We start from the raw sequence: 21,720 nt of genomic DNA, 5'->3' as shown, positions 1-21,720 counted from the left end.
CGGAGTTCAGTTCACCACGCGGGCCAGCGCGAAGCCGTCGTACCCCTTGGCGCCCACCGTCTGGATCGCGGTGCCGTCCAGCCTCGGGTGGGCGCCGATCAGTTCGATCGCGGTACGGGTGCCGACGACGTCCGGCGCCGTGCTGTCGGCGTCGGCGACCCGGCCGCCGCGCACCACGTTGTCGACGATCACCAGGCTGCCCGGACGCGTCAACTTCAGGGCCCAGTCCAGGTAGTGCGGGTTGTTGCTCTTGTCCGCGTCGATGAAGACCAGGTCGAACGGCGCCGGGTTCTCCTCGGCGAGCACGGGCAACGACTCCAGGGCCGGGCCCACCCGCACCTCGACCACCTTGTCCAGTCCCGCGCGGGCGAGGTTGCGGGTGGCGACCTCGGCGTGCCGCTGGCTGTACTCCAGGGAGACCAGGCGGCCGTCGGCGGGCAGCGCGCGGGCCAGCCAGATCGTGCTGTAGCCGCCCAGGGTGCCGATCTCCAGGATCGTCCGGGCGCCCTGGATCTGGGCGAGCAGATGCAGCAGCTTGGCCTGCGGCGCGGTGACCGCGATCGGGGGGAGGCCACCGGCGTCGCTGTCCCGCAGGGCCGCCACCAGGGCGTCGTCGTCCGGTGCGAGGTGGGTGGTGAAGTAGGCGTCGACTGCGGTCCAGGTCTGCGGGTCGCTCATCTGTCTGTGCTCCACTGTTCTAGTTAGGCGCTCTAACTAGGGATGCTAATGGAGGCGTCTGTGGTCCGCCGGTACCTGCGGTACAGGGGCGTCGCCGTCGCCGCCGCGACGGTCAGGAACAGCCCGGTCGTCAGCGTCAGCAGCCACGCCGGGACGCCCACCAGCGTGCGCAACCGGTCCTCGTAGATCACCTGCTGGAACGGGATGTCGGCGGGCGCCCGGCGCAGCACGTGGTCGTCGTCGATCGTCGACGGGAACGGGAACTCCTGGCGGATCGCCGTGAGGTACGGCGTGCCGCCCGCCGTCAACTCGGCCAGCGGGCCCGAACGCGCCGTGACCCGGCCCGCGAACGTGGTGCGGGGCCGTTCGCCGCCGATCGCCGACGTCGTCTCCATGCGGTGCGGGGCGAGGACGTACAGCCCCAGCGACTGCGGGGTGCGCGAGAGCCGGGACAGCCGCATCGGATAGACGGGACTGTCGGACGCGAAGCTGACGTGCAGGGGGTCGAGGGTGCCGTTCAGGGCGGGCGCGGCGGCGGCGCCGGTGTCGGAGACGGGGGTGGTGTCCAGGACGGAGGTGAAACCGGGGGTGGGCGTGAGGTACGGGGAGTCGGGGGTGGGCATGGCGTACGGGGCGCTGGGGGTGGGGGTGGCGTACGGGCTGCTGGCGCTGGGGGTGGGGGTGATGCGGGGGGTGGCCAGGGTGTCGGGGGTGGGGGTGCCGCCGGGGGCGGTCGCGGCACCGGAGCCTCGCGGGGCCAGCTTGACCGCCACGTACTCCCAGTGCCGGTCCACGTAGGGCTGGAGGGCCTCGGGGAGACGGGGCGGGAGGGCGAAGCCGTGGGTGTCGAGCCAGCTGCCCAGGGCGGCCGGGTCGGTCGCGGTGAGGCGGGCGACGTCGAAGGGGCCGAGGCGCTGACGTCCGACCACGCCGACGCCGGGGGCCGCGCGCGAGGGAGGCGGGCCCTGGCCGTAGCCGTCGCCGGTGTGCAACGGCCAGTCGTCGTCCTGCGGCCAGAAGTGCGAGCGGGTCCGGTGCACGGGCGCGGTGAGGTCGGCGAGCTGCGTGAACAGGTCCCGGTCGCCGAGGCGGACCGTCGCGCGGTGCGGCACCGGCAAGACCCAGGCGGCCCGCTCGGCGTCCCCGGAGACGGTCAGGCTCATGACGATCTGCTCCTCGCGCCCGTCCCAGCGGACGACGGATTCCTCCCGCCCGACGGTGACCACCCGGTCGCCCCCGGGGATCAACGCCCCGCACCCGCACGCGTACGCCGGTACGACCAGCGAGCCGACCTGGACGAGAAGCAGCGCGAGCGCGACGGCGACGGCACGCGCGCGGAGGTGACGTTTTCGGCGGGCGCCCACTGGACGCGCGCGTAAGGGGGCGGTCGGGTGCGGCGCCGGTGACGTCACCGCCGTTGCGGCCGCTGCTGTTGCCGTCGTACGCGCGCGTGGGGGACGTTGTCCGCGCATGCTCGCCACGCGCGCGCGGAGGCGCGCTTTTCCGGCGGACGCCCATGACGGAGCCAGCGGCGTGTTCGTATGCGCGCGGGGACGTTTTTGTGCACGTGTCGCCGCCGCTGACGCACGCGTGCGTGACCGTTCGCGCAGGAACCAACCACTCATCCCGGAGGCCTCCACCATGAGTCGTCATGCCCTGTCGCATGACCCGTCGGCACGACCTGCCGACCGGCCATGGCGGCGTCGGCATGACAGGTCGCAGTCGAACAGGATTCTGACGGTACGGGGGAGGCAGGGGTTCCGGATGCGTTTCCGGACAGCTACCGATGGGACACCGAGGGTGCCGAGCCGGGAGGAAGACCTTGCCCAGCGTCACGGGATGTGGCTGTCGACACCGAAGTCGAACCACTCCATGGCGTTGCCGAGCGCGGCGGCCTTGACGGCCCGCCTGACGGCCACGGGGCCGGTGACGGTGACGTCGGGGGAGTGCTGCTCGGGGACCTGGGGAGCGGTGATCGCGGCGCCCGCCCCGGTGCACTGTGATCCATCTCGCCTTCCGTGGGGGCGATGGAACCCCGGGAGCACTATCGTCATCCGGACGAAAGAAGAGCGGACGTCAGGTGAAGCGGGGGTTGCCTGCGTCCCTCCAGGGGGGTGATGCGAGCCTTTGGGGGGTTCGCGGTATCTCCCGCGCTGGCGCAGCGGCGGGACGACGGGGCGGGAGGCCTACGAGGCGTGGCGAACGTGGAGCACAGCGGGCGACGGCCCGGGGACGTCTTCGGGGCGGTCGGCGGACGCCTCGGCGCGGCGCGGCTCGGGCTGTGGCTGATCGCCGCCGTCCTCGCGATACGGCAGCTGGCCGCCGTTCTCGGCACCCCCAGGGGCGACCGGCTGACGGACCTGGAGACCTGGGTCGGCCCGCACGGCGTCCTGCACGTGAAGGGGTCGCTGTACGCGTCCACGCAGTTCACCGGCACCCCGGTCGCCGGGCTCGTCCTCAAGCCGTTCACCCGCACGGCCGAGCAGGCCCTCGGCTGGGGCTGGACCTTCGGCACCCTGCTGCTGGTCGTCGCCCTCGGCCTCGTCGTCGCCCGGGCCCTGCCGCAGCCCGTCAGCCGCCGCACCTCGCTGCTCGCCGCCCCCGTCACGATCAGCCTCCTCATGCTGTCGCTGCCGGTGCGCAACACGCTCTGGCTCGGCCAGACCAGCGTCATCCCGGTGCTGCTCGTCCTGCTCGCCTGCTTCGTCGTGCGCGGCCGGTACGCCGGCGGCCTGCTGATCGGCTTCGCCGCCGCCCTCCAGCCGACGGTGCTGCTCTTCGCGCCGCTGCTGTGGTTCACCGGCCGACGCCGGGCCGCCGTCACCTCCGGCGCCACCTTCCTCGCCTGCACGCTGCTGGCCTGGGCGGCGCTGCCGCACGACTCGTACACCTACTGGGTGCACCACATGGCGGGCACCGGCCTCGGCGGCCCCGCCGACGACCTCGCCAACCAGTCCCTGCACGGCGCCCTGCTCCGCCTCGGCCTGACCGGGCCGCTGGAGATCGGCCTGTTCCTCGCGCTCGGCACCGCCGTCGCCGTCCTCGGGGTGCGCCGGGCCGTGCGGTACGCGCGCGACGGCCAACTGCTGCTCGCGGTCGCCGTCACCGGCTGCGCCGCGATCGCCGTCTCCCCGACGACCTGGCAGCACCAGCTGCTGTGGGTGCTGCTCGCGATGGTCGGCCGGGTCGGCAGGCGGGCCTCCGACCGCTATGTCTGGCCGGTCGCCGTCGTCCTGCTCATGACGCTGCCCGCGACGATGCTGCTGCCCAACGTGGCCGCCCTGCACGGACTCCGGGACGACGTCGTCCTCCTCGCCGCCCTCCTCGCGGCGACCGTGATCCCGTTCCTGCCGCGCACCTCGCCGTCCTACCGCTCGCCGGTGCCCACGGAGTACGCCGACCCGGTCCCGGCCCGCGTCGGGTTCGTTCCGCTGCTGCCGTTCCTGCGCCGGGTCCTCACCCGGCCGAACCTGCTGCTCGAACTGCTCCTCATCCGGGTGACCTACGCGGCCTATCAGCAGGTCAGGCTCGCCGCGACCGGCGGCAGCAACGAGGCCGCGCGGGCCCGCGCCGAGCGGCACGGCCACGAGATCCTCGACATCGAACGGTTCCTGCACCTCGACATCGAGCGCTGGGTCAACCACGCGGTCGTCCAGGTCGGCTGGCTGCGGAACTTCTTCGACTTCTACTACGAGTCGTTCCACTTCGTCGTCCCGATGACCGTGCTGGCCGTCCTGTACTGGCGCCGCCCGGTCGACTACCGCTGGGCCCGCTCGACCCTCGGCTTCACCACCCTGCTCGCGCTGATCGGCTTCTGGTTCTTCCCGCTCGCCCCGCCGCGCCTGCTGCCCGGCCTCGGGATCATCGACACCGTGCACGGCGTCCAGGACTTCTCCAAGCCGGACTACGGCGCCCTGACCGCGCTCACCAACCAGTACGCGGCGATGCCGTCGCTGCACTTCGGCTGGTCGCTGTGGTGCGGGGTGGTCATCGCGCTCCTCGCGCCCAAGGTGTGGATGCGGGTTCTGGGGCTGCTGCACCCGCTGTTCACGGTCTCCGCGATCGTCGCGACCGGCAACCACTGGGTCCTCGACGCGGTCGGCGGCGCGGCCGTCGTCGCCGGTGGCTTCGGCCTCGCGTACCTCTTCCAGGGACCCCGGGCGCGGCTCGTCCGGCCGACGGCACGGACCGGCGACGAGCGCGCACCGGCCCGCGAGCCCGCCCCGAGCACCTGACGCGGCAGGGCGGTCGGCGGCGCCGGAAAGGCGTTCGTTCGCGGTACGCGCGCGAGGGGCGGCGACTACTCTGGGCCATCGCACGGACACGACGCGTCCGTCTCGCGTGCCAGGTCGCATCAGAAGGGGACCGTCCTGTGACGTACGTCCACGCACTCGACCCGGGTGCGTCGCCGCTCGACTACTACGGCTACGAGCTGCGCCGATGCCGCGAAGAGGCCGGTCTGACACAGCGTCAGTTAGGCGAACTCGTCAATTACACGGCCTCCTTGATCGGTCAGATCGAGACCGCCCGCAAACTCCCGACCGTCGCCTTCAGCGAACGTGTCGACGCCGCCCTGGACACCGGCGGACTCCTCTCCCGCCTCCTGGAGCTGGTCATGCGCAGCCAACTCCCGGCCTGGTTCAGGGAAGCGGCGGAACTGGAGGCGCGGGCCAACGAGATCTCGATCTTCCAGACCCATATGATCCACGGCCTGTTGCAGACCCCGGAGTACGCCCGCGCCGTGCTCGGCGCGCTGGACCGGCAGAACCTGGAGGACCGCACCGCCGCCCGGCTGGCCCGGCAGCGGCTCTTCGCGCGGGAGGCGCCGCCCGTCGTCTGGGTGATCCTCGGCGAGGCCGCGCTGTGCCAGGAGATCGGCGGCCGGGAGGTCATGCGCGGCCAACTCGGCCGACTGCTGGCCCTGGAGACCGACCCGCGCGTCAACGTCCAGATCCTGCCGTTCAGCAGCGGCGTGCACGCGGGCATGACCGGCGCGTTCAACATCTTCCGCTTCCACAGCGACCCCAACATCGTCTACACGGAGGGGTACGGCACCGGCTACCCCACCGCCGACCCGGACACCGTCCGGGACTGCGAACTCCGCTTCGACCACCTCCAGGCCTCCGCCCTGCCGCTCAGGGAATCGGCCGCGCTGATGCGCCGGGTGCTGGCCGACCGGTACGCCCCTCCCGCGCCGTGAGTCCCGCAAGTCGCCCTGGAATCAAAGGCGTTGGATGATCGTGCCGGTGGCGAGGCCGCCGCCCGCGCACATCGTGATCAGCGCGAACTCCTTGTCCGTACGCTCCAGTTCATGCAGGGCCGTGGTCAGCAGCCGGGCGCCGGTCGCCCCCACCGGATGGCCGAGCGCGATCCCGCCGCCGTTGACGTTGACCTTGTCGAGGTCCTGCCCGAAGACCCGCGCCCAGCTCAACACCACCGACGCGAACGCCTCGTCGATCTCCACCAGGTCGATGTCCGCGAGCGTCATCCCCGCCCTGCCGAGCACCGCGTGCGTCGCGTCGATCGGGCCGTCGAGGTGGAAGTGCGGGTCGGCGCCGACCAGGGCCTGGGCGACGATCCGGGCCCGGGGCCGCAGCTTCAGGGCCCGCGCCATCCGCTTCGACGCCCACATCAGGGCCGCCGCCCCGTCGCCGACCGGCGCGGAGTTCCCGGCGGTGTGCACGGCCGTCGGCATCACCGGCTTCAGGCCCGCCAGCTCCTTCATCGACGTGTCCCGGGGCCCCTCGTCCCGGTCGACCAGGCGCCCCATGCCCTGCCCGGCGTGCTGCTCCTCCTCCGTGGTCGGCACCTGCACGGCGAACGTCTCCCGCTTGAACCGCTCCTCCGCCCAGGCCGCCGCCGCCCGCTCCTGCGAACGCAGGCCGAGGGCATCGACGTCCTCCCGGGTGAGGCCCCGGTGCCGGGCGATGCGCTCGGCCGCCTCGAACTGGTTCGGCAGATCGACGTTCCACTCGTCCGGGAACGGCTTGCCCGGCCCGTGTTTCCAGCCCGACCCCAGCGGCACCCGGGACATCGCCTCGACGCCGCAGCTGATGCCGATGTCGATGACGCCCGCCGCGATCATGTTGGCGGTCAGATGCGCCGCCTGCTGCGAGGAACCGCACTGGCAGTCGACGGTGGTCGCCGCCGTCTCGTAGGGCAGGCCCATGGCCAGCCAGGCGGTGCGGGCCGGGTTCAGGGACTGCTCACCGGCGTGCGTGACCGTGCCGCCGACGATCTGCTCGACCGCGTCGGCGGGGATGCCGGTGCGGCCGAGGAGTTCGCGGTAGGTCTCGCCCAGGAGACGGGCGGGATGCAGCTGGGCGAGCGCGCCGCCGCGCTGGCCGATGGGGGTCCGTACGGCTTCGACGATCACGGGCTCGGCGGCCATGGAAGGCGCATCCTCTCCTGGGGTACCCGCACGGCGCGGGCGTCCCGGCCACCGCCGCACTGAACTAGTACGCGTTCTAGTTCCCGGGTGCAGTCTGCTGACAGCACCCGATCCCCGCAAGGGCCCGCGCACGGTCAACTGCGGTGCACACGCGCGCAATTGCGGCCACAGGGCCCCTTGCGGCGCGGCGAACCCGTCACAACACCCCAGGCAGCCAACGAAATTGACGCACCGTCAGAAATCAGTCGGAGCCGCTCGATCCCCCACCGGGAGCACCCCGCCGCCCGCCTACTCCCGCCCCGATGCCACCAGTGCCAGCACGCCCGAGGCGACGGCCGCGATCAGCAGCGGGATGCCCAGGTCGTGGTGGATCACCAGCCAGGCACCGAGGAACGCCCCGACGGCCATCGCGACCACGGACGCCGCCCGGCGCGGGGAACGGCGCCCCGAGCCGCCGCCGACCCGGGAGTCGGAGGCCAGACCGGTCAACGTCATGGTCAGGACCGTCGTCGTCAGGTCCGGGATGCCCAGCTTGCGGACGGTCGCGTTGCGCAGGCCCATCGCGAACGCGGTCACGCCGATCAGCGCGTAGACGGTGCCGCCGGCCCCCGGCCGGACCAGGGCGATCAGCGCCGAGACGCCGACGAGGACGGCCTCGGCGCCCAGGGTGCGGCGGGCCCAGCGGCGCCGGGAGCCGGAGCCGAGGGTGACCGCGACCCGGCCGCCGACCAGCGCGCCGACCAGGAAACAGCCGAGGGAGGTCGCGGTGTGCGGCACGGAGAAGCCGGGTGCCCCGGCGGCGGCGAACCCCAGCACGACCACGTTGCCGGTCATGTTCGCCGTGAAGACATGGCCGAGCCCCAGATAGCTGACGGCGTCGATGAGGCCGCTCACGACGGTCAGCGCCAGCAGCACGACCACCAGCCGCAGGCCACGCTCCTCGCGGTCGGGCGCCGGTGCCGTCCCGGCGGCGGCGCCCTGACCGTCGTTCGACCCGCTGTTCCGCTCGTTCATGAGGAGCAAGTCCACCACAGACGCCCGCACCCCCGCCGGAGGTGGCGGGGGTGCGGGCGGTGAACGTTTCGTGCGGCGGGCCGGCTCAGTACCAGTGGTGGGTCTGCCAGAAGGACCAGGCGGCGGCCGGGCTGCCGTAGCGGGAGTTCATGTAGTCGAGGCCCCACTTGATCTGGGTCTTCGGGTTGGTCTTCCAGTCCGCTCCGGCGCTGGCCATCTTCGAGCCGGGCAGGGCCTGGACCAGGCCGTAGGCGCCGGACGAGGAGTTGGTCGCCTTGACGTTCCAGCCGCTCTCGTGGGAGACGATGTTGCTGAACGCCTGGTACTGGGCCTTGTTCGAGATCATCTTCTGCGCGACGGCCTGGGCACTCGTGGCGGAGTCGGCGGTCGCGGCGTGGGCGGGAGCCGCGGTCAGCACCAGTCCGGCGGTGGCGGCGGCCACGGCGGCGGAGGTGAGGGCCTTCTTCGGGGAGATGCGGCTGGCGATGCGGGAGACGAACACGAGGAACCTTTTCTTCGGGGACGGGACAGTCGCTCCCGTACACCTGGGGCGTACGTCGGCGCCGGGGCCCGGAGGCCACATCGGCGCCTTGCGACGACTCCAATGAAGCAGCCCGGAAGAGTGTCCGCAATGACCCCTTTTACTAGTTGTGATCGCATCTGGGGGTTACGCGCCTCGTGTGACGTGGCTCTCAAAGTGCAGGTCAGGGCCGGTTACCGCAGGAACATGACACGCGGAATGCCCTACTAGGCCGCCTAGTGGGTGATGTGGGTCATGTGGGGTGGTTCACCGGTCAACGGCTCTGCGGGCGACCCCGGTCACACGCCTGGGGCCCGCATTCGTGGCCCCGGTCACAGGGCACCCGCGTCCCGTTGACGCGTCACGTGCCGTCGGGTGCCGTCAGGTCGATCAGGCGGCAGGCCATCTGGATGTCGATCTTCACCTGGGCGATCGACGCGCGGCCCGACAGCCAGGTCACCAGGGCCGAGTGCCAGGTGTGCTCGATGACCCGCACCGCCGACACCTGCTCCGGCGTCGGCTCCGCGATCTCCATCGCGTCCAGGATGATCCCCGTCGTCCGGCGGGAGACCTGGTCCACCTCGGCGCAGACACTCCGGTCCGCGAAGGTCAGGGCGCGGACCATGGCATCGGCCAGCTGCGGTTCCCGCTGCAACGCGCGGAACGCCCGCATCAAGGTCTCCGTGACCCGCTCCGCCGCCGTCTCCCCGACCGGCGGCTTCTTGCGCAGCGTGGTGTGCATGTGCTCCAACTGGTCCTGCATCGTGGCGACCAGGAGATGCACCTTCGACGGGAAGTAGCGGTACAGGGTGCCGAGCGCGACCTGCGACGACTCCGCCACCTCCCGCATCTGCACCGCGTCGAAACCGCCCCGGCTCGCCAACTGCGCGCTCGCGTGCAGGATGCGACGCCGCCGCGCCGCCTGCCGTTCGGTGAGCGGCGACGAGGCGGGCCGTGCGGTTCCGGCTGCCACCTTGGCCGACTTGGCTTGCGCAGGCATGGGCACCGTTCCGTTGTTCCGTGACCGTCGGTGAGGGCGGGTGTTCGTGCCGATCATGGCAGGGATACCCGGGTGTGGGCACGGGTGCGGTCGTGGCGCGAATCACCTGATCCACTGCTCACTCCGCTTCTACCTGCCGGTAGATTCAGAGCGCCCGGACGATCAAGTCTGAAACTTGTTCTAGATCAGCGTCCGGCGTAATCTCGCGGGACAGTGCAGCCAGAAGGGGGCCCAGAGTGACCGCTGAGGCCAGTCAGGTGGGGCCCCAGGGGGACCTCGCCGATGAGGGCACCTCTCCGGTCGGGCGGAGCCGAGACCTCGCACGAGGCGAACGACCGCTCCGCATCGCGCTCCTCACCTACAAGGGCAACCCGTTCTGCGGCGGCCAGGGCGTCTATGTGCGCCACCTCTCCCGGGAGTTGGCCCGCCTCGGCCACCACGTCGAGGTGATCGGCTCCCAGCCCTACCCCGTCCTCGACGAGGGCCTGCCCGGACTCACCCTCACCGAGCTGCCGAGCCTCGACCTCTACCGTTCCCCCGACCCGTTCCGCACCCCCAAGCGCGACGAGTACCGGGACTGGATCGACGCCGTCGAGGTCGCGACCATGTGGACCGGCGGCTTCCCCGAGCCGCTCACCTTCTCCCTGCGCGCCCGGCGCCAACTGCGCGCCCGCCTCGGTGAGTTCGACGTCGTGCACGACAACCAGACGCTCGGATACGGGCTGTTGGGCGACCTCGGCGCCCCGCTCGTCACCACCATCCACCACCCCATCACCGTCGACCGGCAGTTGGAGCTGGACGCCGCCGAGGGGTGGCGGCAACGGCTGTCCAAACGCCGTTGGTACGCCTTCACCCGCATGCAGCGACGGGTCGCCCGGCGGCTGCCGTCCGTGCTCACCGTCTCCGGCACCTCCCGGCAGGAGATCGTCGACCAGCTCGGCGTCGACGCGGGCCGCGTCCACGTCGTCCACATCGGCGCCGACACCGACCTGTTCCGCCCCGACCCGTCGGTGCCCGTCATACCCGGCCGGATCGTGACGACGTCCAGCGCCGACGTCCCGCTCAAGGGCCTCGTCTTCCTCGTCGAGGCGCTCGCCAAGGTCCGCGCCGAGCATCCGCACGCGCACCTCGTCGTCGTCGGCAAGCGGCCCACCGACGGGCCGGTCGCGCAGGCTCTGGACCGGTACGGGCTCGACGGCGCCGTCGACTTCGTCAAGGGCATCACCGACGCCGAACTCGTCGACCTGGTGCGCTCGGCGGAGGTCGCCTGCGTGCCGTCGCTCTACGAGGGCTTCTCGCTGCCGGCCGCCGAGGCCATGGCGACGGGGACGCCGCTGCTCGCCACCACCGGCGGGGCCATCCCGGAGGTCGCCGGACGCGACGGCGAGACCTGCCTCGCGGTGCCCCCCGCCGACCCCGGCGCCCTGGCCGCGGGCCTCAACCGCCTGCTGTCCGACCCGGACCTGCGCGCGCGCCTCGGCCACGCGGGCCGCGCGCGCGTCCTGACCCACTTCACCTGGACCAAGGCGGCGGAGGGCACGGTCGACCACTACCGGGAAGCCCTGGCCCGCTCCGCCGCCCCCGCGTCACCGGCGGCGGCCCCCCGGCCGACCCCCGCCCCCGCCGCTGTCTCCACCCCCGCCGCACCCTCCGTTGACGTTGACGTTGACGCCAATCCCGAAAGCAGGGCCTCGTGCTGACCGTCGACTTCTCCCGGTTTCCGCTCGCGCCGGGCGACCGCGTGCTGGACCTCGGCTGTGGGGCCGGGCGGCACGCGTTCGAGTGCTACCGGCGGGGCGCCCAGGTCGTGGCGCTCGACCAGAACGCCGAGGAGATCGCCGAGGTCGCCAAGTGGTTCGCGGCGATGAAGGAGGCCGGGGAGGCGCCGGAGGGCGCGAGCGCCACCGCGATGGAGGGCGACGCGCTGGCGCTGCCGTTCCCCGACGAGTCGTTCGACGTCGTCATCATCTCCGAGGTGATGGAGCACATCCCCGACGATAAGGGCGTACTCGCCGAGATGGTCCGGGTGTTGAAGCCCGGCGGGCGCATCGCGATCACCGTGCCGCGCTACGGCCCCGAGAAGGTCTGCTGGACGCTGTCCGACGCCTATCACGAGGTCGAGGGCGGCCACATCCGCATCTACAAGGCCGACGAACTCCTCGGGAAGATCCGCGAGGCCGGCCTCAAGCCGTACGGCACGCACCACGCGCACGGGCTGCACTCCCCGTACTGGTGGCTCAAGTGCGCGTTCGGCGTCGACAACGACCAGGCGCTGCCGGTACGCGCGTACCACAAGCTGCTGGTCTGGGACATCATGAAGAAGCCGCTGGCCACCCGGGTCGCCGAGCAGGCGCTCAACCCGCTGATCGGCAAGAGCTTCGTGGCGTACGCGACCAAGCCGCACCTGCCCCGAGTGGACGCCAAGTGACCACTCCCCGGACAGAACACCTCGTCCTGCCCGGGGTCCTGACCTCCGAGCAGGCCGCCCAGACCGTGCACGCCATCCTCGCCGGGCAGCGCGAGGACGGCGCGATCCCGTGGTTCCGGGGGCACCACCTCGACCCGTGGGACCACACCGAGGCCGCGATGGCGCTGGACGCGGCGGGCGAGCACGAGGCCGCCGAGCGTGCCTACGAGTGGCTCGCCCGGCACCAGAACACCGACGGTTCCTGGTACGCGGCCTACGCCGACGGCGACTTCGCGGACGTCACCGACCGGGCCCGGGAGACCAACTTCGTCGCGTACATAGCCGTCGGCGTCTGGCACCACTACCTCTCCACCGGCGACGACACGTTCCTGGACCGGATGTGGCCGGTCGTCTACGCGGCGATCGAGTACGTGCTGCGGCTCCAGCAGCCGGGCGGCCAGATCGGCTGGAAGGGCGAGGACGACGGGGCGGTCACCGCCGACGCGCTGCTGACCGGTTCGTCGTCCGTCCATCACGCGTTGCGCTGCGCGCTCGCCATCGCCGAGCAGCGTGAAGAGCCCCAGCCGGACTGGGAGTTGGCGGTCGGGGCGCTGCGGCACGCGATCCGTCGGCATCCGGAACGGTTCCTCGACAAGGACCGCTACTCGATGGACTGGTACTACCCGGTCCTGGGCGGGGCGTTGAGCGGCACGGAGGCCAAGTCCCGCCTGGAGGAGGGCTGGAACCGCTTCGTCGTGCCCGGGCTCGGGGTGCGGTGCGTCATCCCCAACCCGTGGGTCACCGGCGGCGAGTCCGCCGAACTCGCCCTGACCCTGTGGGTGTTGGGGGAGTCCGACCGGGCCCTGGAGATCCTCCAGTCGATCCAGCACCTGCGGGACGCGGAGAGCGGCCTGTACTGGACGGGCTATGTCTTCGAGGACGACGCGATCTGGCCCCGCGAACTCACCACGTGGACGGCGGGTTCGGTCCTGCTCGCGGTGGCGGCGCTGGGCGGCCACGAGCCGACCTGCGCGGTCTTCGCAGGCACCCACCTCCCTGGGGGACTGGCCCCGGACTGCTGCTAGCCGGGGGGCGGGTGCCGCACCCGCCCACTGCCCAGTGAATGGCTACCGTCGGCCCATGCGGTTGGCGATGGCGTGGCCTATGAAGAGGTAGACGACCGCCGCCAAGCCGTAGCCGGCGACGACCCGCGCCCATGCCTCGTCGAAGGTGAACAGGTCGCGGGACCAACCGGCCAGCCACGCCGCCGCGTTGTGGACGATCTGCACCAGGTCGTTGCCCCGGTTCGCGTCCAGCAGGTACATCAGAATCCACAGTCCGAGGATGACGGCCATGACGTCGGCGACGACCGCGACGACCGCCCCCGCGGAGTGGGAACCACTTCGGCTTCGATACGACATGGTGTTCGAATGGCCCGGCGCGGCCGATTGAAACCAGCCCCCGCACCCGCGTGGCATCGGGCCGGTCACCCGAACAGACCCCGCGCCGCGTCCCCCGAGTGGCGGAGCCGCCGTACCCGCGCGACCGTGACGGAGAGATCTGCCCCGACCGTCTTCGGAGGACCCCGTGCCCATACCGATACGGCGCCTGCTCGTGGCGCTCACCCTCAGTTGCGCCCTGATCGCGGGCGCCACCGCCTGCGGCGGCAACAGCAACGAGTCGATGACCACCGCCCCCAAGGCAACCCCCACCGCATCGGCCTCCGTCGAGCGCCAGAAACTGGCGAAGACCCGCTTCGTGGCCAACGCGGGCCTCGCGGCCGGGGCGACCTACCAGTGGATCGTGAAGCCCTGGAAGGCCGGCAAGTTCAAGAAGGGCGCGCACGGCAGGAAGCTCGCCCTCGTCAAGGCCGCCCTCGCCGGAGGGTTCGCCTACAACCGGCTGAAGGCGGCGCACCGCAACGCCGAGGGCGACCCCGCCCTCTCGAAGGCGCTGGCCCCGCTCACCGCCGGGATCGACAAGCTCAAGGACCTCCCCTCCAAGCTCCGCAAGGGCGACTCCACCGATGACGTCGTCGGCAACTACAACGACGTCATCAACAAGGTGAAGGACGCCGGGAAGAGCGCGGGCGCCGACGTCAAGGACAAGGTCCCCTCAGCCTCACAACTCAGCGGCTCCTGACAACTCAGCGGCTCCTAGGAGTTCGGCTCCAGCCGCCGCACGACAGCGACCCCCCGCCCGGAAAGGCGAGGGGCCGCTGTCGTGTTCCGTGGTGGGGTCAGCCGCGTTGGATGCCCGAGGTGTCCTGGAGGACGCCCCGGCGGCCGTCCTGGGTCTGCGCCACCAGGTTCGCGCCGCGCTGCTCGACGGCCAAGTACCAGGTACCCGGCGCCAGTTCGGCGATCGGCGCGGGCGAACCGTCCTCGCCGAACAGCGGTCGAGGCACCGGCACCGCGAACCAGAACGGCGAGAACTCCCCGGCCGGCTGCGGCTGTTGGCCCTGCGGCTGCGGGCCGGGCTGCGGCTGGGCGCCGTAGGGCTGACCCGGCTGCGGCTGGCCGCCGTAGGGCTGCTGCTGGGCACCGGGGTAGCCGTAGCCGTTCGGCGGCTGGGCGCCGTAGGGCTGCGGCTGCGGGGGCTTCGGCGCCGGGACGAGGGCGGCTTGCAGCGCCGGGACCAGCGGGGTGGCGATGGCGGCGACGGCCATGACCAGGGTGGCGACGAGGGCGAGGATCAGACCGATCCCGGGGCTGACGCCGTTGTCCGAGGCGGAACCGACGTTGTCCGTGCCGCCCATCGGGTCGAAGACGTTCCCGAGCGCGCTCCAGGCCGCGAAGACCGTGAACGCGACGCCGAACTGACCGAGGTCGAGGCCGGCCACCTTGGGAACCCGCGGCAGGCCGTGGGACGCGACGACGAGTGCGGCGCCGATGATGCCCGCGAGGACGACACCCATCAGGACCGGCCCGCTCTCCCAGGCGTTGGGGAGCGCGGTGCTGCTGGGAGCCCCGTCGATCGCGTAAATGTCGAGGAACGACGCGATGAACAGCAATACCGCTGCTCCGATCACCACGCCGTCGCCTCTAGTGAGGGAGCGGATATTCACTTCGGGTCCTTCGTAGGTCGTCTCGTCGTCCGGTAGACACTATCCTCCCGTCTGTCGGCGTGTCCGCCCGGATCTGCGCTCTGATCACGAACCGCGCAGGAAACTCACGATTCCCTCAGACATCCCCTGCGCCGCCTTCTGCCGCCAGCTCGCGCTGGTCACCAGCGCCGCGTCCTTGCTGTCGCGCATGTTGCCGCACTCGATGAGGACCTTGGGAACCGTTGAGAGATTGAGACCACCCATGTCGGTCCTGGTGACGAGACCGGTGCCGTCGCCGACGTAGTTGGCGGGGGCGCTGCCCGTGACGTGCGCGAAGCCGGCCCCGATGCGCTTGCCGAGGTCGGCGGAGGAGGCGACGATCGGCCGGGTGTCCGCGCCGCCCGCGTGCACCGAGCCCGGCAGGATGAGGTGGTAGCCGCGGTCACCGTCCGGGGCGCCGTCGGCGTGGATGGACAGGGCCGCGTCCGCGTGGGCGGCGTTGCCGATCCGCGCGCGCTCGTCGATGCACGGACCCCACGCCCGGTCGCCGTCCTGCGTGAACTTCACGGTGGCGCCCTGCTGTTGCAGGATCGTGCGCAGCCGCCGCGCGACATCCAACGTGAACTCGGCTTCCGCGTAACCGGCGTTGGTGGACGTGCCGGTGGTGTCGCACTCCTTCATGTTCGTGCCGATGTCGACCTTGCGGTTGATCTCGGCCGTGTGTTTGAAGTTGTCCGGGTTGTGCCCCGGGTCGATGAGGACGACCTTGCCGGTGAGCGGCCCGGCGCCGGGCGCAGCGGCGGTGGCCGACTCCTTGGCGTCGTCGGAGGGCGTGCCGGCGGGCGCACTGGACGTGACGCCGCTCGGAGAACCGGCGGCCGTCGCGCCGGTATCACCGCCGCCGGGCGAGGCGACCGCCTCGTAGACGAGCCAGCCCAGCAGTGCGGTGGGGACCAGCGCGGCGAGGGCCACGGTCCGGGCACGGGGACGACGAAGGGACGGGGGCGGTTCGAAGCCAGGGCCTAGGTAGGACACGTCCGCGACTCTAACGCCAGCCTCAGTTCCCGGCCCCTGTTCGCCGCAGGACGCGCAGGGAGCCGGTCGCGGAGACCTCCGTGAAGGCGCCGGAGGCCAGCGCGCGCAGATAGACGCGGTAGGGCGCCTGGCCGGTGAACTCGTCCTCGGGCTCCGGGAACACATCATGGATGACGAGCAGGCCCTCCGGCGCGACATGCGGCGCCCAGCCCTCGTAATCGGCGTTCGCGTGCTCGTCGGTGTGGCCGCCGTCGATGAAGACGAGCCCGAGCGGGGTGTTCCACAGCGCGGCGATCCGCGGCGAGCGGCCGACCAGCGCGACGACCTGCTCCTCAAGCCCGGCCCGGTGCAGGGTCCGCCGGAACAACGGCAGCGTGTCCATCACCCCGAGCTGCGGATCGACCGTCTCCGGGTCGTGGAACCCCCACTCCGGCTGCTGCTCCTCGCTGCCCCGGTGATGGTCGACGGTGAGCACGGTGACCCCGGCCGCCCGGGCCGCGTCCGCGAGCAACAGCGTCGAACGGCCGCAATACGTGCCGATCTCCAGCAACGGCAGCCCCAGCCGCCCGGCCTCAACGCCCGCCGCATACAACGCGAGCCCCTCATCCAGCGGCATGAACCCCTTGGCCCCCTCAAACGCAACGAGAACCCCAGACGAAGGAACCACACCCACAACAACAACCTCTCAACCCAAACAAACAAGGCACCCCAACCCCCACCCCCTCATGCTCCCGCACCCCCAACCCCACTCGCACAGGGGGTCAACTCCTCACCAAGACCGTCCCCGGGCCACGCGGCCAAGGCACACCGGTCCCCTGCCAGGACACGGCCAGGTCACGCAGAGAAGGGGCGCGGGGCTGTACCGATGTGCGGCTCCGCCGCGCGGGCACGACCAGCCCCAACACCCCTGGACGCCGGTCCCTTGCCAAGACACGACCAGATCACGCCGAAAAGGGGCGCGGGGAACTGCGCGACCAGCCACGACGGCGCCGCACCCGCCCACGCTCCTAGAGCACGCCGGCCCCCTGCCAGGACACGGCCCGGCCACGCCGGTAAGGGGCGCGGGGCTGTATCGATGTACAGCCCCGCCGCGCGGCCACGACCAGCCGCCGCGCCGCCGCACCCCTCACCCCGCCGAAACCACCCCCGCAGGCAACGCCAAATCCACATCAACCGCCCGATCATCCCCCGCATGCGTCGCAGACGACGCCAACGGCCCATGCCCACTGGCCCGAGCGGCCAGCACATACGCCCCGCGCGCAGGCACGACCAGCGCATAACTACCGTCCTCCGACGACAACGTCGCCCCCGCCTGCCGCCCCCGCTGATCGATCAGCGTGACCTTGGCCCGCGCGACCGGCGCACCGTCAGCCGCCAGCACCCGCCCCCGAAACCCCCGCAACACCTGCTCGGCCCGCGCAAGGTGGGCATCCTCCTCGCTGCTGGCCCGCAGCTGCGTCGCCACGGCCGGCCGCCGCCCGGGCAGGAAGAACGCCATCAGCAGCCCGACCGCCACCGCACCGGTCGCGATCACGAAGGAGAGCCGGAACCCGTGCATCGTCGGGACGGCGACACCCCCGACGGTGTGCGCGGTGTTGGCGAGCACCATGCCGATGACGGCGCTCGACACGGACGTTCCGATGGACCGCATCAGGGTGTTGAGACCGTTGGCCGCGCCGGTCTCGGACGCCGGGACGGCCCCGATGATCAGCGCGGGCAGCGAGGAGTACGCGAGGCCGATGCCCGCGCCCAGGACGACGGCGATGACCAGGCTCTGCCAGGCCGCGCTCATCAGGCCGAGGCCGGCGCCGTAGCCGATCGCGATGATCAGCATGCCGAGGATCAGGGTGATCTTGGGGCCGTACTTCGCGGACAGCCGGGCGTAGACGGGCGCCGTGAACATCATGGTCAGGCCGAGCGGCGCGACCAGCAGACCGGCGGTGACCATCGACTGGCCGAGCCCGTACCCGGTGGCCTTCGGCAGCTGGAGGAGCTGCGGCAGCACCAGCGAGACGACGTAGAAGGAGACACCGACCATGATCGAGGCGAGGTTGGTGAACAGGACGGCCGGGCGCGCGGTGGTGCGCAGGTCGACCAGCGGCGCCTTCAGCCGCAGCTCCATCACGCCCCACAGCAGCAGCACGGCGGCCGAGGCGGCGAACAGCCCGAGCGTGGTGGCGGAGGTCCAGCCCCAGTCGCTGCCCTTGGTGATCGGCAGCAGGAAGAGGACCAGTCCGGCGGAGAGGCCGATCGCGCCGAGCACGTCGAAGGTGCCCTCGGCGCGCATCGGGGACTCCGGAACGACGAGGAGGGTGAGGACGATGGACAGCACCCCGAGCCCGGCCGCGCCGTAGAACAGGGCGTGCCAGTCGGCGTGCTGCGCGATCAGCGCGGCGAGCGGCAGCGCGAGGCCACCGCCGACGCCGATCGAGGAACTCATCAGGGCCATCGCCGAACCGAGCTTCTCGCGCGGCAGCATGTCCCGCATCAGGCCGATGCCGAGCGGTATCGCGCCCATCGCGAAGCCCTGGAGGGTACGGCCGACGATCATCAGCAGGAGCTGGCTGGTGAGGGCGCTGACCAGGGCGCCGACCACCATGATGGAGAGGCTGGCTATGAGCATGCGGCGCTTGCCGAAGAGGTCGCCGAGGCGCCCCATGATCGGCGTGGCCACGGCCCCGGACAGCAGGGTCGAGGTCAGGACCCAGGTCGCGTTGCTGGGGGCGGTGGCCAGCAGCTGCGGCAGGTCCTTGATGACCGGGACGAGCAGGGTCTGCATCACCGCGACAACGATGCCCGCGAAGGCGAGCACCGGGACCACGGCCCCGCTGGCTGCCCGGGCGGGCTGGTCGGTCGTCGTGTGGGTCATGTGCGGAGGCCTCCAGGTGGAATAAGTTCTGGGTGAACCTCGTATCCATGGGCAACTATTCCGTTGCTTCGCACCGCTAACTGATTCTTGACCGCACCATGGGTTTCTGATGACGCGTCAGCCGCCGGTCAGGGGGGCGCTCTGGTCAGGTCCATGGCGAATCGGCGCTGGTGGTCTCGGTCGCGGGGCCCGGAGGACCTGGTTCCGGGGGAGGCGCCCCCGGCGGAGACGGCCTAGGACTCCTGGCTCGGGGCGGCTACAGCGAAAATCCGATGCCGGGGGACATGCCCTGAATGGGAACATGACACCCATGCTCGAAGCCGCTGACACCAGCCGAATATCGGCGCCCCGCACCGCACCCCCCACCTGGCTGGTCGTCGCGCTCGCCTGCGCCGGACAGTTCCTGGTCGTCCTGGACATCTCCGTCGTCAACGTGGCCCTGCCGTCGATGCGCGCCGACCTCGGCCTGAGCGCCCAGGGCCTGCAATGGGTCGTGAACGCGTACGCGATCGCGTTCGCCGGGTTCATGCTGCTCGGCGGCCGGGCCGGTGACCTGTACGGGCGCAAGCGGATGTTCCTGGTCGGGCTCGCCCTGTTCACGCTGGCCTCGCTGGGCGGCGGACTCGCCCAGCAGGGCGGGGAGTTGCTGCTCGCGCGGGCGGTGCAGGGACTCGGCGCGGCGGTGCTCGCGCCCTCGACGCTGACGATCCTCACGGCCGCCGTTCCCCCGGGCCCGGCGCGGGCGCGGGCCATCGCCACCTGGACGGCGGTCGGCGCGGGCGGCGGCGCGGCGGGCGGCCTGGTCGGCGGCCTCCTCGTCGACACCCTCTCCTGGCGCTGGGTCCTGCTGATCAACGTGCCCGTCGGCGCCGTCGTCCTGGTCTGGTCGCTGCTCAGGCTGCCGGAGAGCCGCAGCGGCGCGGGCCGCCGTCTCGACCTGCCCGGCGCGATCCTGGTCACCGCCGGGCTCGCCACCCTCGCCTACGGCATCTCGCAGACCGAGGCCGAGGGCTGGACGGCCCCGGTGACCCTGCTGCCGCTGGGCGCCGGGCTCGTGCTGATCGTCCTGTTCCTGCTGGCCGAGGCCCGAACGGCCGCCCCGCTCATGCCCCTTGGGGTGTTCCGGGTGCGGGCGGTGTCCTCGGCGAACGCGGCGATGTTCGTGAACGGCTTCGCGATGTTCTGCATGTGGTACTTCATGACCCTCTACACACAGAACGTCCTCGGCTACAGCCCCCTGGAGGGCGGCCTCGCCCTGGTGCCCAGCTCCCTCGCCGTGCTCCTCGGCTCCAAGGCCGCGCCCCGCTTCCTGCCCTGCTTCGGCGCCCGCAACGTCGCCGCACTCGGCGCCCTGATCGCGGCGACCGGCTTCGCCTGGCAGTCGACGATGACCCCGCGCGGCGACTACCTCACCGAGATCATGGTTCCCGGCGTCCTGATGATGCTGGGCGCGGGCCTGACGGCGACACCGCTCGCCGCGCTGGCCACCTCGGGGGCGGCGCCGGGGGAGGCGGGACTGGTCTCCGGGCTCGTCAACACCTCCCGCACGATGGGCGGTTCGCTCGGCCTCGCCGTGATGGCGACGATCGCGGCGGCCCGCACCGGCCCGAGCACCACGGCCCAGGCCCTGACGGAGGGCTACGCCCTGGTCTTCCGCACCGGCACGGTGGTCCTGCTCGGGGGCGTCGCCCTGATGGCCCTGTGGCTCCCGGGCCGACCGAAGAAGACGGCCGAGCACGGCAGTTGACGAGCCGACCGAACAGGACGGCTGAGCACGGCAGTTGACGAGCCGACCGAAGAGGACGGCCGGGCACGGCAGTTGACGAAGAGGGCAGCCGGGCACGGCAGTTGAGGGCGGGGGAGTGAAGTGGCCTGCTGGGCAGGGTGGTTGGGGGATGGGGCTCAAGAGGGCCGCAGGGGACGGCGGTTGAGGTCTACAGCCACCCCTGGCTGCGGGCCTCGCGCAGGGCCTCCGTGCGGTTGCGGGTGGCGGTCTTGCCGATCGCGGCCGACAGGTAGTTGCGGACCGTCGACTCGGACAGATGCAGCCGCGCCGCGACGTCAGCCACCGTCGCACCGTCCGCCGACGCCTTGAGAACGTCGCACTCGCGCGCCGTGAGCGGACTGGGCCCGGCACTCAGCGCGGCCGCCGCCAACGCCGGATCGATCACCGTCTCGCCGGTCAGCACCCGGCGGATCGCCGCCGCCAACTCCTCCACCGGGCCGTCCTTGACGAGGAAACCGGCGGCGCCCGCCTCCATGGCCCGCCGCAGATAGCCGGGGCGCCCGAACGTCGTCAGGATCAGCACCCGGCAGTCGGGAGCCTCGGTACGCAGCAGCGCCGCCGCGTCGAGGCCGCTCAGGCCCGGCAGTTCGATGTCGAGGAGGGCCACGTCGGGCCGGTGCAGGAGCGCCGCGTCGACGATCTCGTCACCCCGGGCCACCTGGGCGACCACCTCGATGTCGGGCTCCATGCCGAGCAGCAGGGCGAGGGCGCCCCGCATCATCTGCTGGTCCTCGGCGAGAAGGACCCGCACGCTCTTCGCCGGCCGGTGATCCTGGGGCATTTCGTTCACGGCACCAGAGTAGGCGGCGGGCGGTCCCGGCAGCTCGGTCAAGGAGCCGGGCGGCGCGATTAAAGAATCGCCCTAGTTCGCTTCCGCATGTCTTGACGGCTCGGTGGCACGGCCCAACAATCGCCTCGGCGTACGGAGTTCGCCTTTGTCATTGCCGGTCGGAAATTCCGTTCCGGCCCTTCTG

19 protein-coding genes and 1 pseudogene are annotated in these 21,720 nt (G+C 71.7%); 7 read left to right on the top strand and 13 right to left on the bottom strand.

Annotated elements, in window-relative coordinates:
- Window positions 1–6: 6 nt before the first annotated feature.
- From ACIQOU_RS25880 to ACIQOU_RS25870, 3 genes and pseudogenes are all read right to left on the bottom strand, one after another.
- A complete protein-coding gene (locus tag ACIQOU_RS25880) occupies window positions 7–678 on the bottom strand; it encodes an O-methyltransferase (protein ID WP_401539441.1) in 672 nt (223 codons plus the stop codon).
- Between the two features lie 32 nt (window positions 679–710).
- A complete protein-coding gene (locus ACIQOU_RS25875) occupies window positions 711–2,042 on the bottom strand; it encodes a DUF2330 domain-containing protein (RefSeq protein ID WP_401539439.1) in 1,332 nt (443 codons plus the stop codon).
- Between the two features lie 433 nt (window positions 2,043–2,475).
- Window positions 2,476–2,732, bottom strand: a pseudogene (locus ACIQOU_RS25870) (hypothetical protein); the annotation flags it as partial.
- Window positions 2,733–2,873: 141 nt separating this feature from the next.
- Between ACIQOU_RS25870 and ACIQOU_RS25865 the strand changes: the two are divergent.
- Together ACIQOU_RS25865 and ACIQOU_RS25860 are read left to right on the top strand one after the other, a co-directional pair.
- On the top strand, window positions 2,874–4,913 hold the full coding sequence (locus ACIQOU_RS25865; RefSeq protein WP_401539436.1) for a bifunctional glycosyltransferase 87/phosphatase PAP2 family protein: 2,040 nt from the start codon (window positions 2,874–2,876) through the stop codon (window positions 4,911–4,913).
- Between the two features lie 137 nt (window positions 4,914–5,050).
- Window positions 5,051–5,878 carry a Scr1 family TA system antitoxin-like transcriptional regulator gene (locus ACIQOU_RS25860; RefSeq protein ID WP_401539433.1) on the top strand — a complete coding sequence of 276 codons (828 nt, stop codon included), beginning with the start codon at window positions 5,051–5,053 and terminating at the stop codon, window positions 5,876–5,878.
- 21 nt (window positions 5,879–5,899) lie between these two features.
- Here the strand turns inward: ACIQOU_RS25860 and ACIQOU_RS25855 are convergent, their stop codons facing one another.
- The 4 genes from ACIQOU_RS25855 to ACIQOU_RS25840 form a co-directional block, all read right to left on the bottom strand.
- Window positions 5,900–7,069 carry a steroid 3-ketoacyl-CoA thiolase gene (locus ACIQOU_RS25855; RefSeq protein ID WP_401539430.1) on the bottom strand — a complete coding sequence of 390 codons (1,170 nt, stop codon included), beginning with the start codon at window positions 7,067–7,069 and terminating at the stop codon, window positions 5,900–5,902.
- Window positions 7,070–7,357: 288 nt separating this feature from the next.
- Entirely contained in the window at window positions 7,358–8,083 is a 726-nt protein-coding gene (locus tag ACIQOU_RS25850; RefSeq protein ID WP_401539428.1) for a YoaK family protein, read from the bottom strand.
- Window positions 8,084–8,168: 85 nt separating this feature from the next.
- Window positions 8,169–8,585, bottom strand: coding sequence for a transglycosylase SLT domain-containing protein (locus ACIQOU_RS25845; RefSeq protein WP_401539425.1), 417 nt, complete (start codon window positions 8,583–8,585; stop codon window positions 8,169–8,171).
- A gap of 379 nt (window positions 8,586–8,964) precedes the next feature.
- Entirely contained in the window at window positions 8,965–9,603 is a 639-nt protein-coding gene (locus ACIQOU_RS25840) for a TetR family transcriptional regulator (protein WP_401539422.1), read from the bottom strand.
- A 236-nt stretch (window positions 9,604–9,839) separates the two neighbouring features.
- Between ACIQOU_RS25840 and ACIQOU_RS25835 the strand changes: the two genes are divergently transcribed.
- From ACIQOU_RS25835 to ACIQOU_RS25825, 3 genes are read left to right on the top strand one after another with little or no spacing between them, the layout of a single operon-like run.
- A complete protein-coding gene (locus ACIQOU_RS25835; protein WP_401539420.1) occupies window positions 9,840–11,303 on the top strand; it encodes a glycosyltransferase family 4 protein in 1,464 nt (487 codons plus the stop codon).
- Window positions 11,297–12,031 carry a class I SAM-dependent methyltransferase gene (locus ACIQOU_RS25830; protein ID WP_401539418.1) on the top strand — a complete coding sequence of 245 codons (735 nt, stop codon included), beginning with the start codon at window positions 11,297–11,299 and terminating at the stop codon, window positions 12,029–12,031. Before ACIQOU_RS25835 ends, ACIQOU_RS25830 begins: the two co-directional genes overlap by 7 nt.
- Window positions 12,028–13,095 carry a prenyltransferase/squalene oxidase repeat-containing protein gene (locus tag ACIQOU_RS25825; RefSeq protein WP_401539415.1) on the top strand — a complete coding sequence of 356 codons (1,068 nt, stop codon included), beginning with the start codon at window positions 12,028–12,030 and terminating at the stop codon, window positions 13,093–13,095. Before ACIQOU_RS25830 ends, ACIQOU_RS25825 begins: the two co-directional genes overlap by 4 nt.
- Window positions 13,096–13,137: 42 nt before the next feature.
- On the opposite strand, the gene ACIQOU_RS25820 is transcribed toward ACIQOU_RS25825, so the two are convergent.
- The gene (locus tag ACIQOU_RS25820) at window positions 13,138–13,431 is read right to left on the bottom strand and encodes a hypothetical protein (RefSeq protein ID WP_401539413.1); all 294 of its coding nucleotides are present in this window, start codon (window positions 13,429–13,431) and stop codon (window positions 13,138–13,140) included.
- 166 nt (window positions 13,432–13,597) lie between these two features.
- Between ACIQOU_RS25820 and ACIQOU_RS25815 the strand changes: the two genes are divergently transcribed.
- Entirely contained in the window at window positions 13,598–14,152 is a 555-nt protein-coding gene (locus tag ACIQOU_RS25815; RefSeq protein ID WP_401539411.1) for a hypothetical protein, read from the top strand.
- Window positions 14,153–14,249: 97 nt separating this feature from the next.
- On the opposite strand, the gene ACIQOU_RS25810 is transcribed toward ACIQOU_RS25815, so the two are convergent.
- The 4 genes from ACIQOU_RS25810 to ACIQOU_RS25795 all read right to left on the bottom strand — a co-directional run bounded on the left by ACIQOU_RS25810 (window position 14,250) and on the right by ACIQOU_RS25795 (window position 18,960).
- Complete coding sequence (locus tag ACIQOU_RS25810) at window positions 14,250–15,077, bottom strand: DUF5336 domain-containing protein (RefSeq protein WP_401539408.1); 828 nt, start codon at window positions 15,075–15,077, stop codon at window positions 14,250–14,252.
- A gap of 84 nt (window positions 15,078–15,161) precedes the next feature.
- Complete coding sequence (locus ACIQOU_RS25805; protein WP_401539406.1) at window positions 15,162–16,091, bottom strand: N-acetylmuramoyl-L-alanine amidase; 930 nt, start codon at window positions 16,089–16,091, stop codon at window positions 15,162–15,164.
- 22 nt (window positions 16,092–16,113) lie between these two features.
- A complete protein-coding gene (locus ACIQOU_RS25800; RefSeq protein WP_401539404.1) occupies window positions 16,114–16,707 on the bottom strand; it encodes a class I SAM-dependent methyltransferase in 594 nt (197 codons plus the stop codon).
- Between the two features lie 510 nt (window positions 16,708–17,217).
- Window positions 17,218–18,960: an MFS transporter gene (locus ACIQOU_RS25795; RefSeq protein WP_401539401.1), complete on the bottom strand. Its 1,743-nt coding sequence runs from the start codon at window positions 18,958–18,960 to the stop codon at window positions 17,218–17,220.
- Window positions 18,961–19,261: 301 nt separating this feature from the next.
- On the opposite strand from ACIQOU_RS25795, the gene ACIQOU_RS25790 reads away from it, so the two are divergent.
- A complete protein-coding gene (locus tag ACIQOU_RS25790; RefSeq protein WP_401539399.1) occupies window positions 19,262–20,707 on the top strand; it encodes a DHA2 family efflux MFS transporter permease subunit in 1,446 nt (481 codons plus the stop codon).
- A 187-nt stretch (window positions 20,708–20,894) separates the two neighbouring features.
- On the opposite strand, the gene ACIQOU_RS25785 is transcribed toward ACIQOU_RS25790, so the two are convergent.
- The gene (locus ACIQOU_RS25785) at window positions 20,895–21,527 is read right to left on the bottom strand and encodes a response regulator (protein ID WP_401539693.1); all 633 of its coding nucleotides are present in this window, start codon (window positions 21,525–21,527) and stop codon (window positions 20,895–20,897) included.
- Window positions 21,528–21,720 lie beyond the last annotated feature (193 nt).

The organism is Streptomyces sp. NPDC091279 (genome assembly GCF_044757465.1).
GTDB lineage: Bacteria > Actinomycetota > Actinomycetes > Streptomycetales > Streptomycetaceae > Streptomyces.
This window is presented reverse-complemented; position numbering and strand designations above follow the sequence as displayed.

Excerpts from the sequence above, each read along its gene's own strand:
- ACIQOU_RS25850 (WP_401539428.1), bottom strand. The coding sequence starts at position 8,083 with ATGAACGAGCGGAACAGCGGGTCGAACGACGGTCAGGGCGCCGCCGCC.
- ACIQOU_RS25790 (WP_401539399.1), top strand. The coding sequence starts at position 19,262 with ATGACACCCATGCTCGAAGCCGCTGACACCAGCCGAATATCGGCGCCC.
- ACIQOU_RS25820 (WP_401539413.1), bottom strand. The coding sequence starts at position 13,431 with ATGTCGTATCGAAGCCGAAGTGGTTCCCACTCCGCGGGGGCGGTCGTC.
- ACIQOU_RS25855 (WP_401539430.1), bottom strand. The coding sequence starts at position 7,069 with ATGGCCGCCGAGCCCGTGATCGTCGAAGCCGTACGGACCCCCATCGGC.
- ACIQOU_RS25880 (WP_401539441.1), bottom strand. The coding sequence starts at position 678 with ATGAGCGACCCGCAGACCTGGACCGCAGTCGACGCCTACTTCACCACC.
- ACIQOU_RS25840 (WP_401539422.1), bottom strand. The coding sequence starts at position 9,603 with ATGCCTGCGCAAGCCAAGTCGGCCAAGGTGGCAGCCGGAACCGCACGG.
- ACIQOU_RS25800 (WP_401539404.1), bottom strand. The coding sequence starts at position 16,707 with ATGCCGCTGGATGAGGGGCTCGCGTTGTATGCGGCGGGCGTTGAGGCC.
- ACIQOU_RS25795 (WP_401539401.1), bottom strand. The coding sequence starts at position 18,960 with ATGACCCACACGACGACCGACCAGCCCGCCCGGGCAGCCAGCGGGGCC.
- ACIQOU_RS25785 (WP_401539693.1), bottom strand. The coding sequence starts at position 21,527 with ATGCCCCAGGATCACCGGCCGGCGAAGAGCGTGCGGGTCCTTCTCGCC.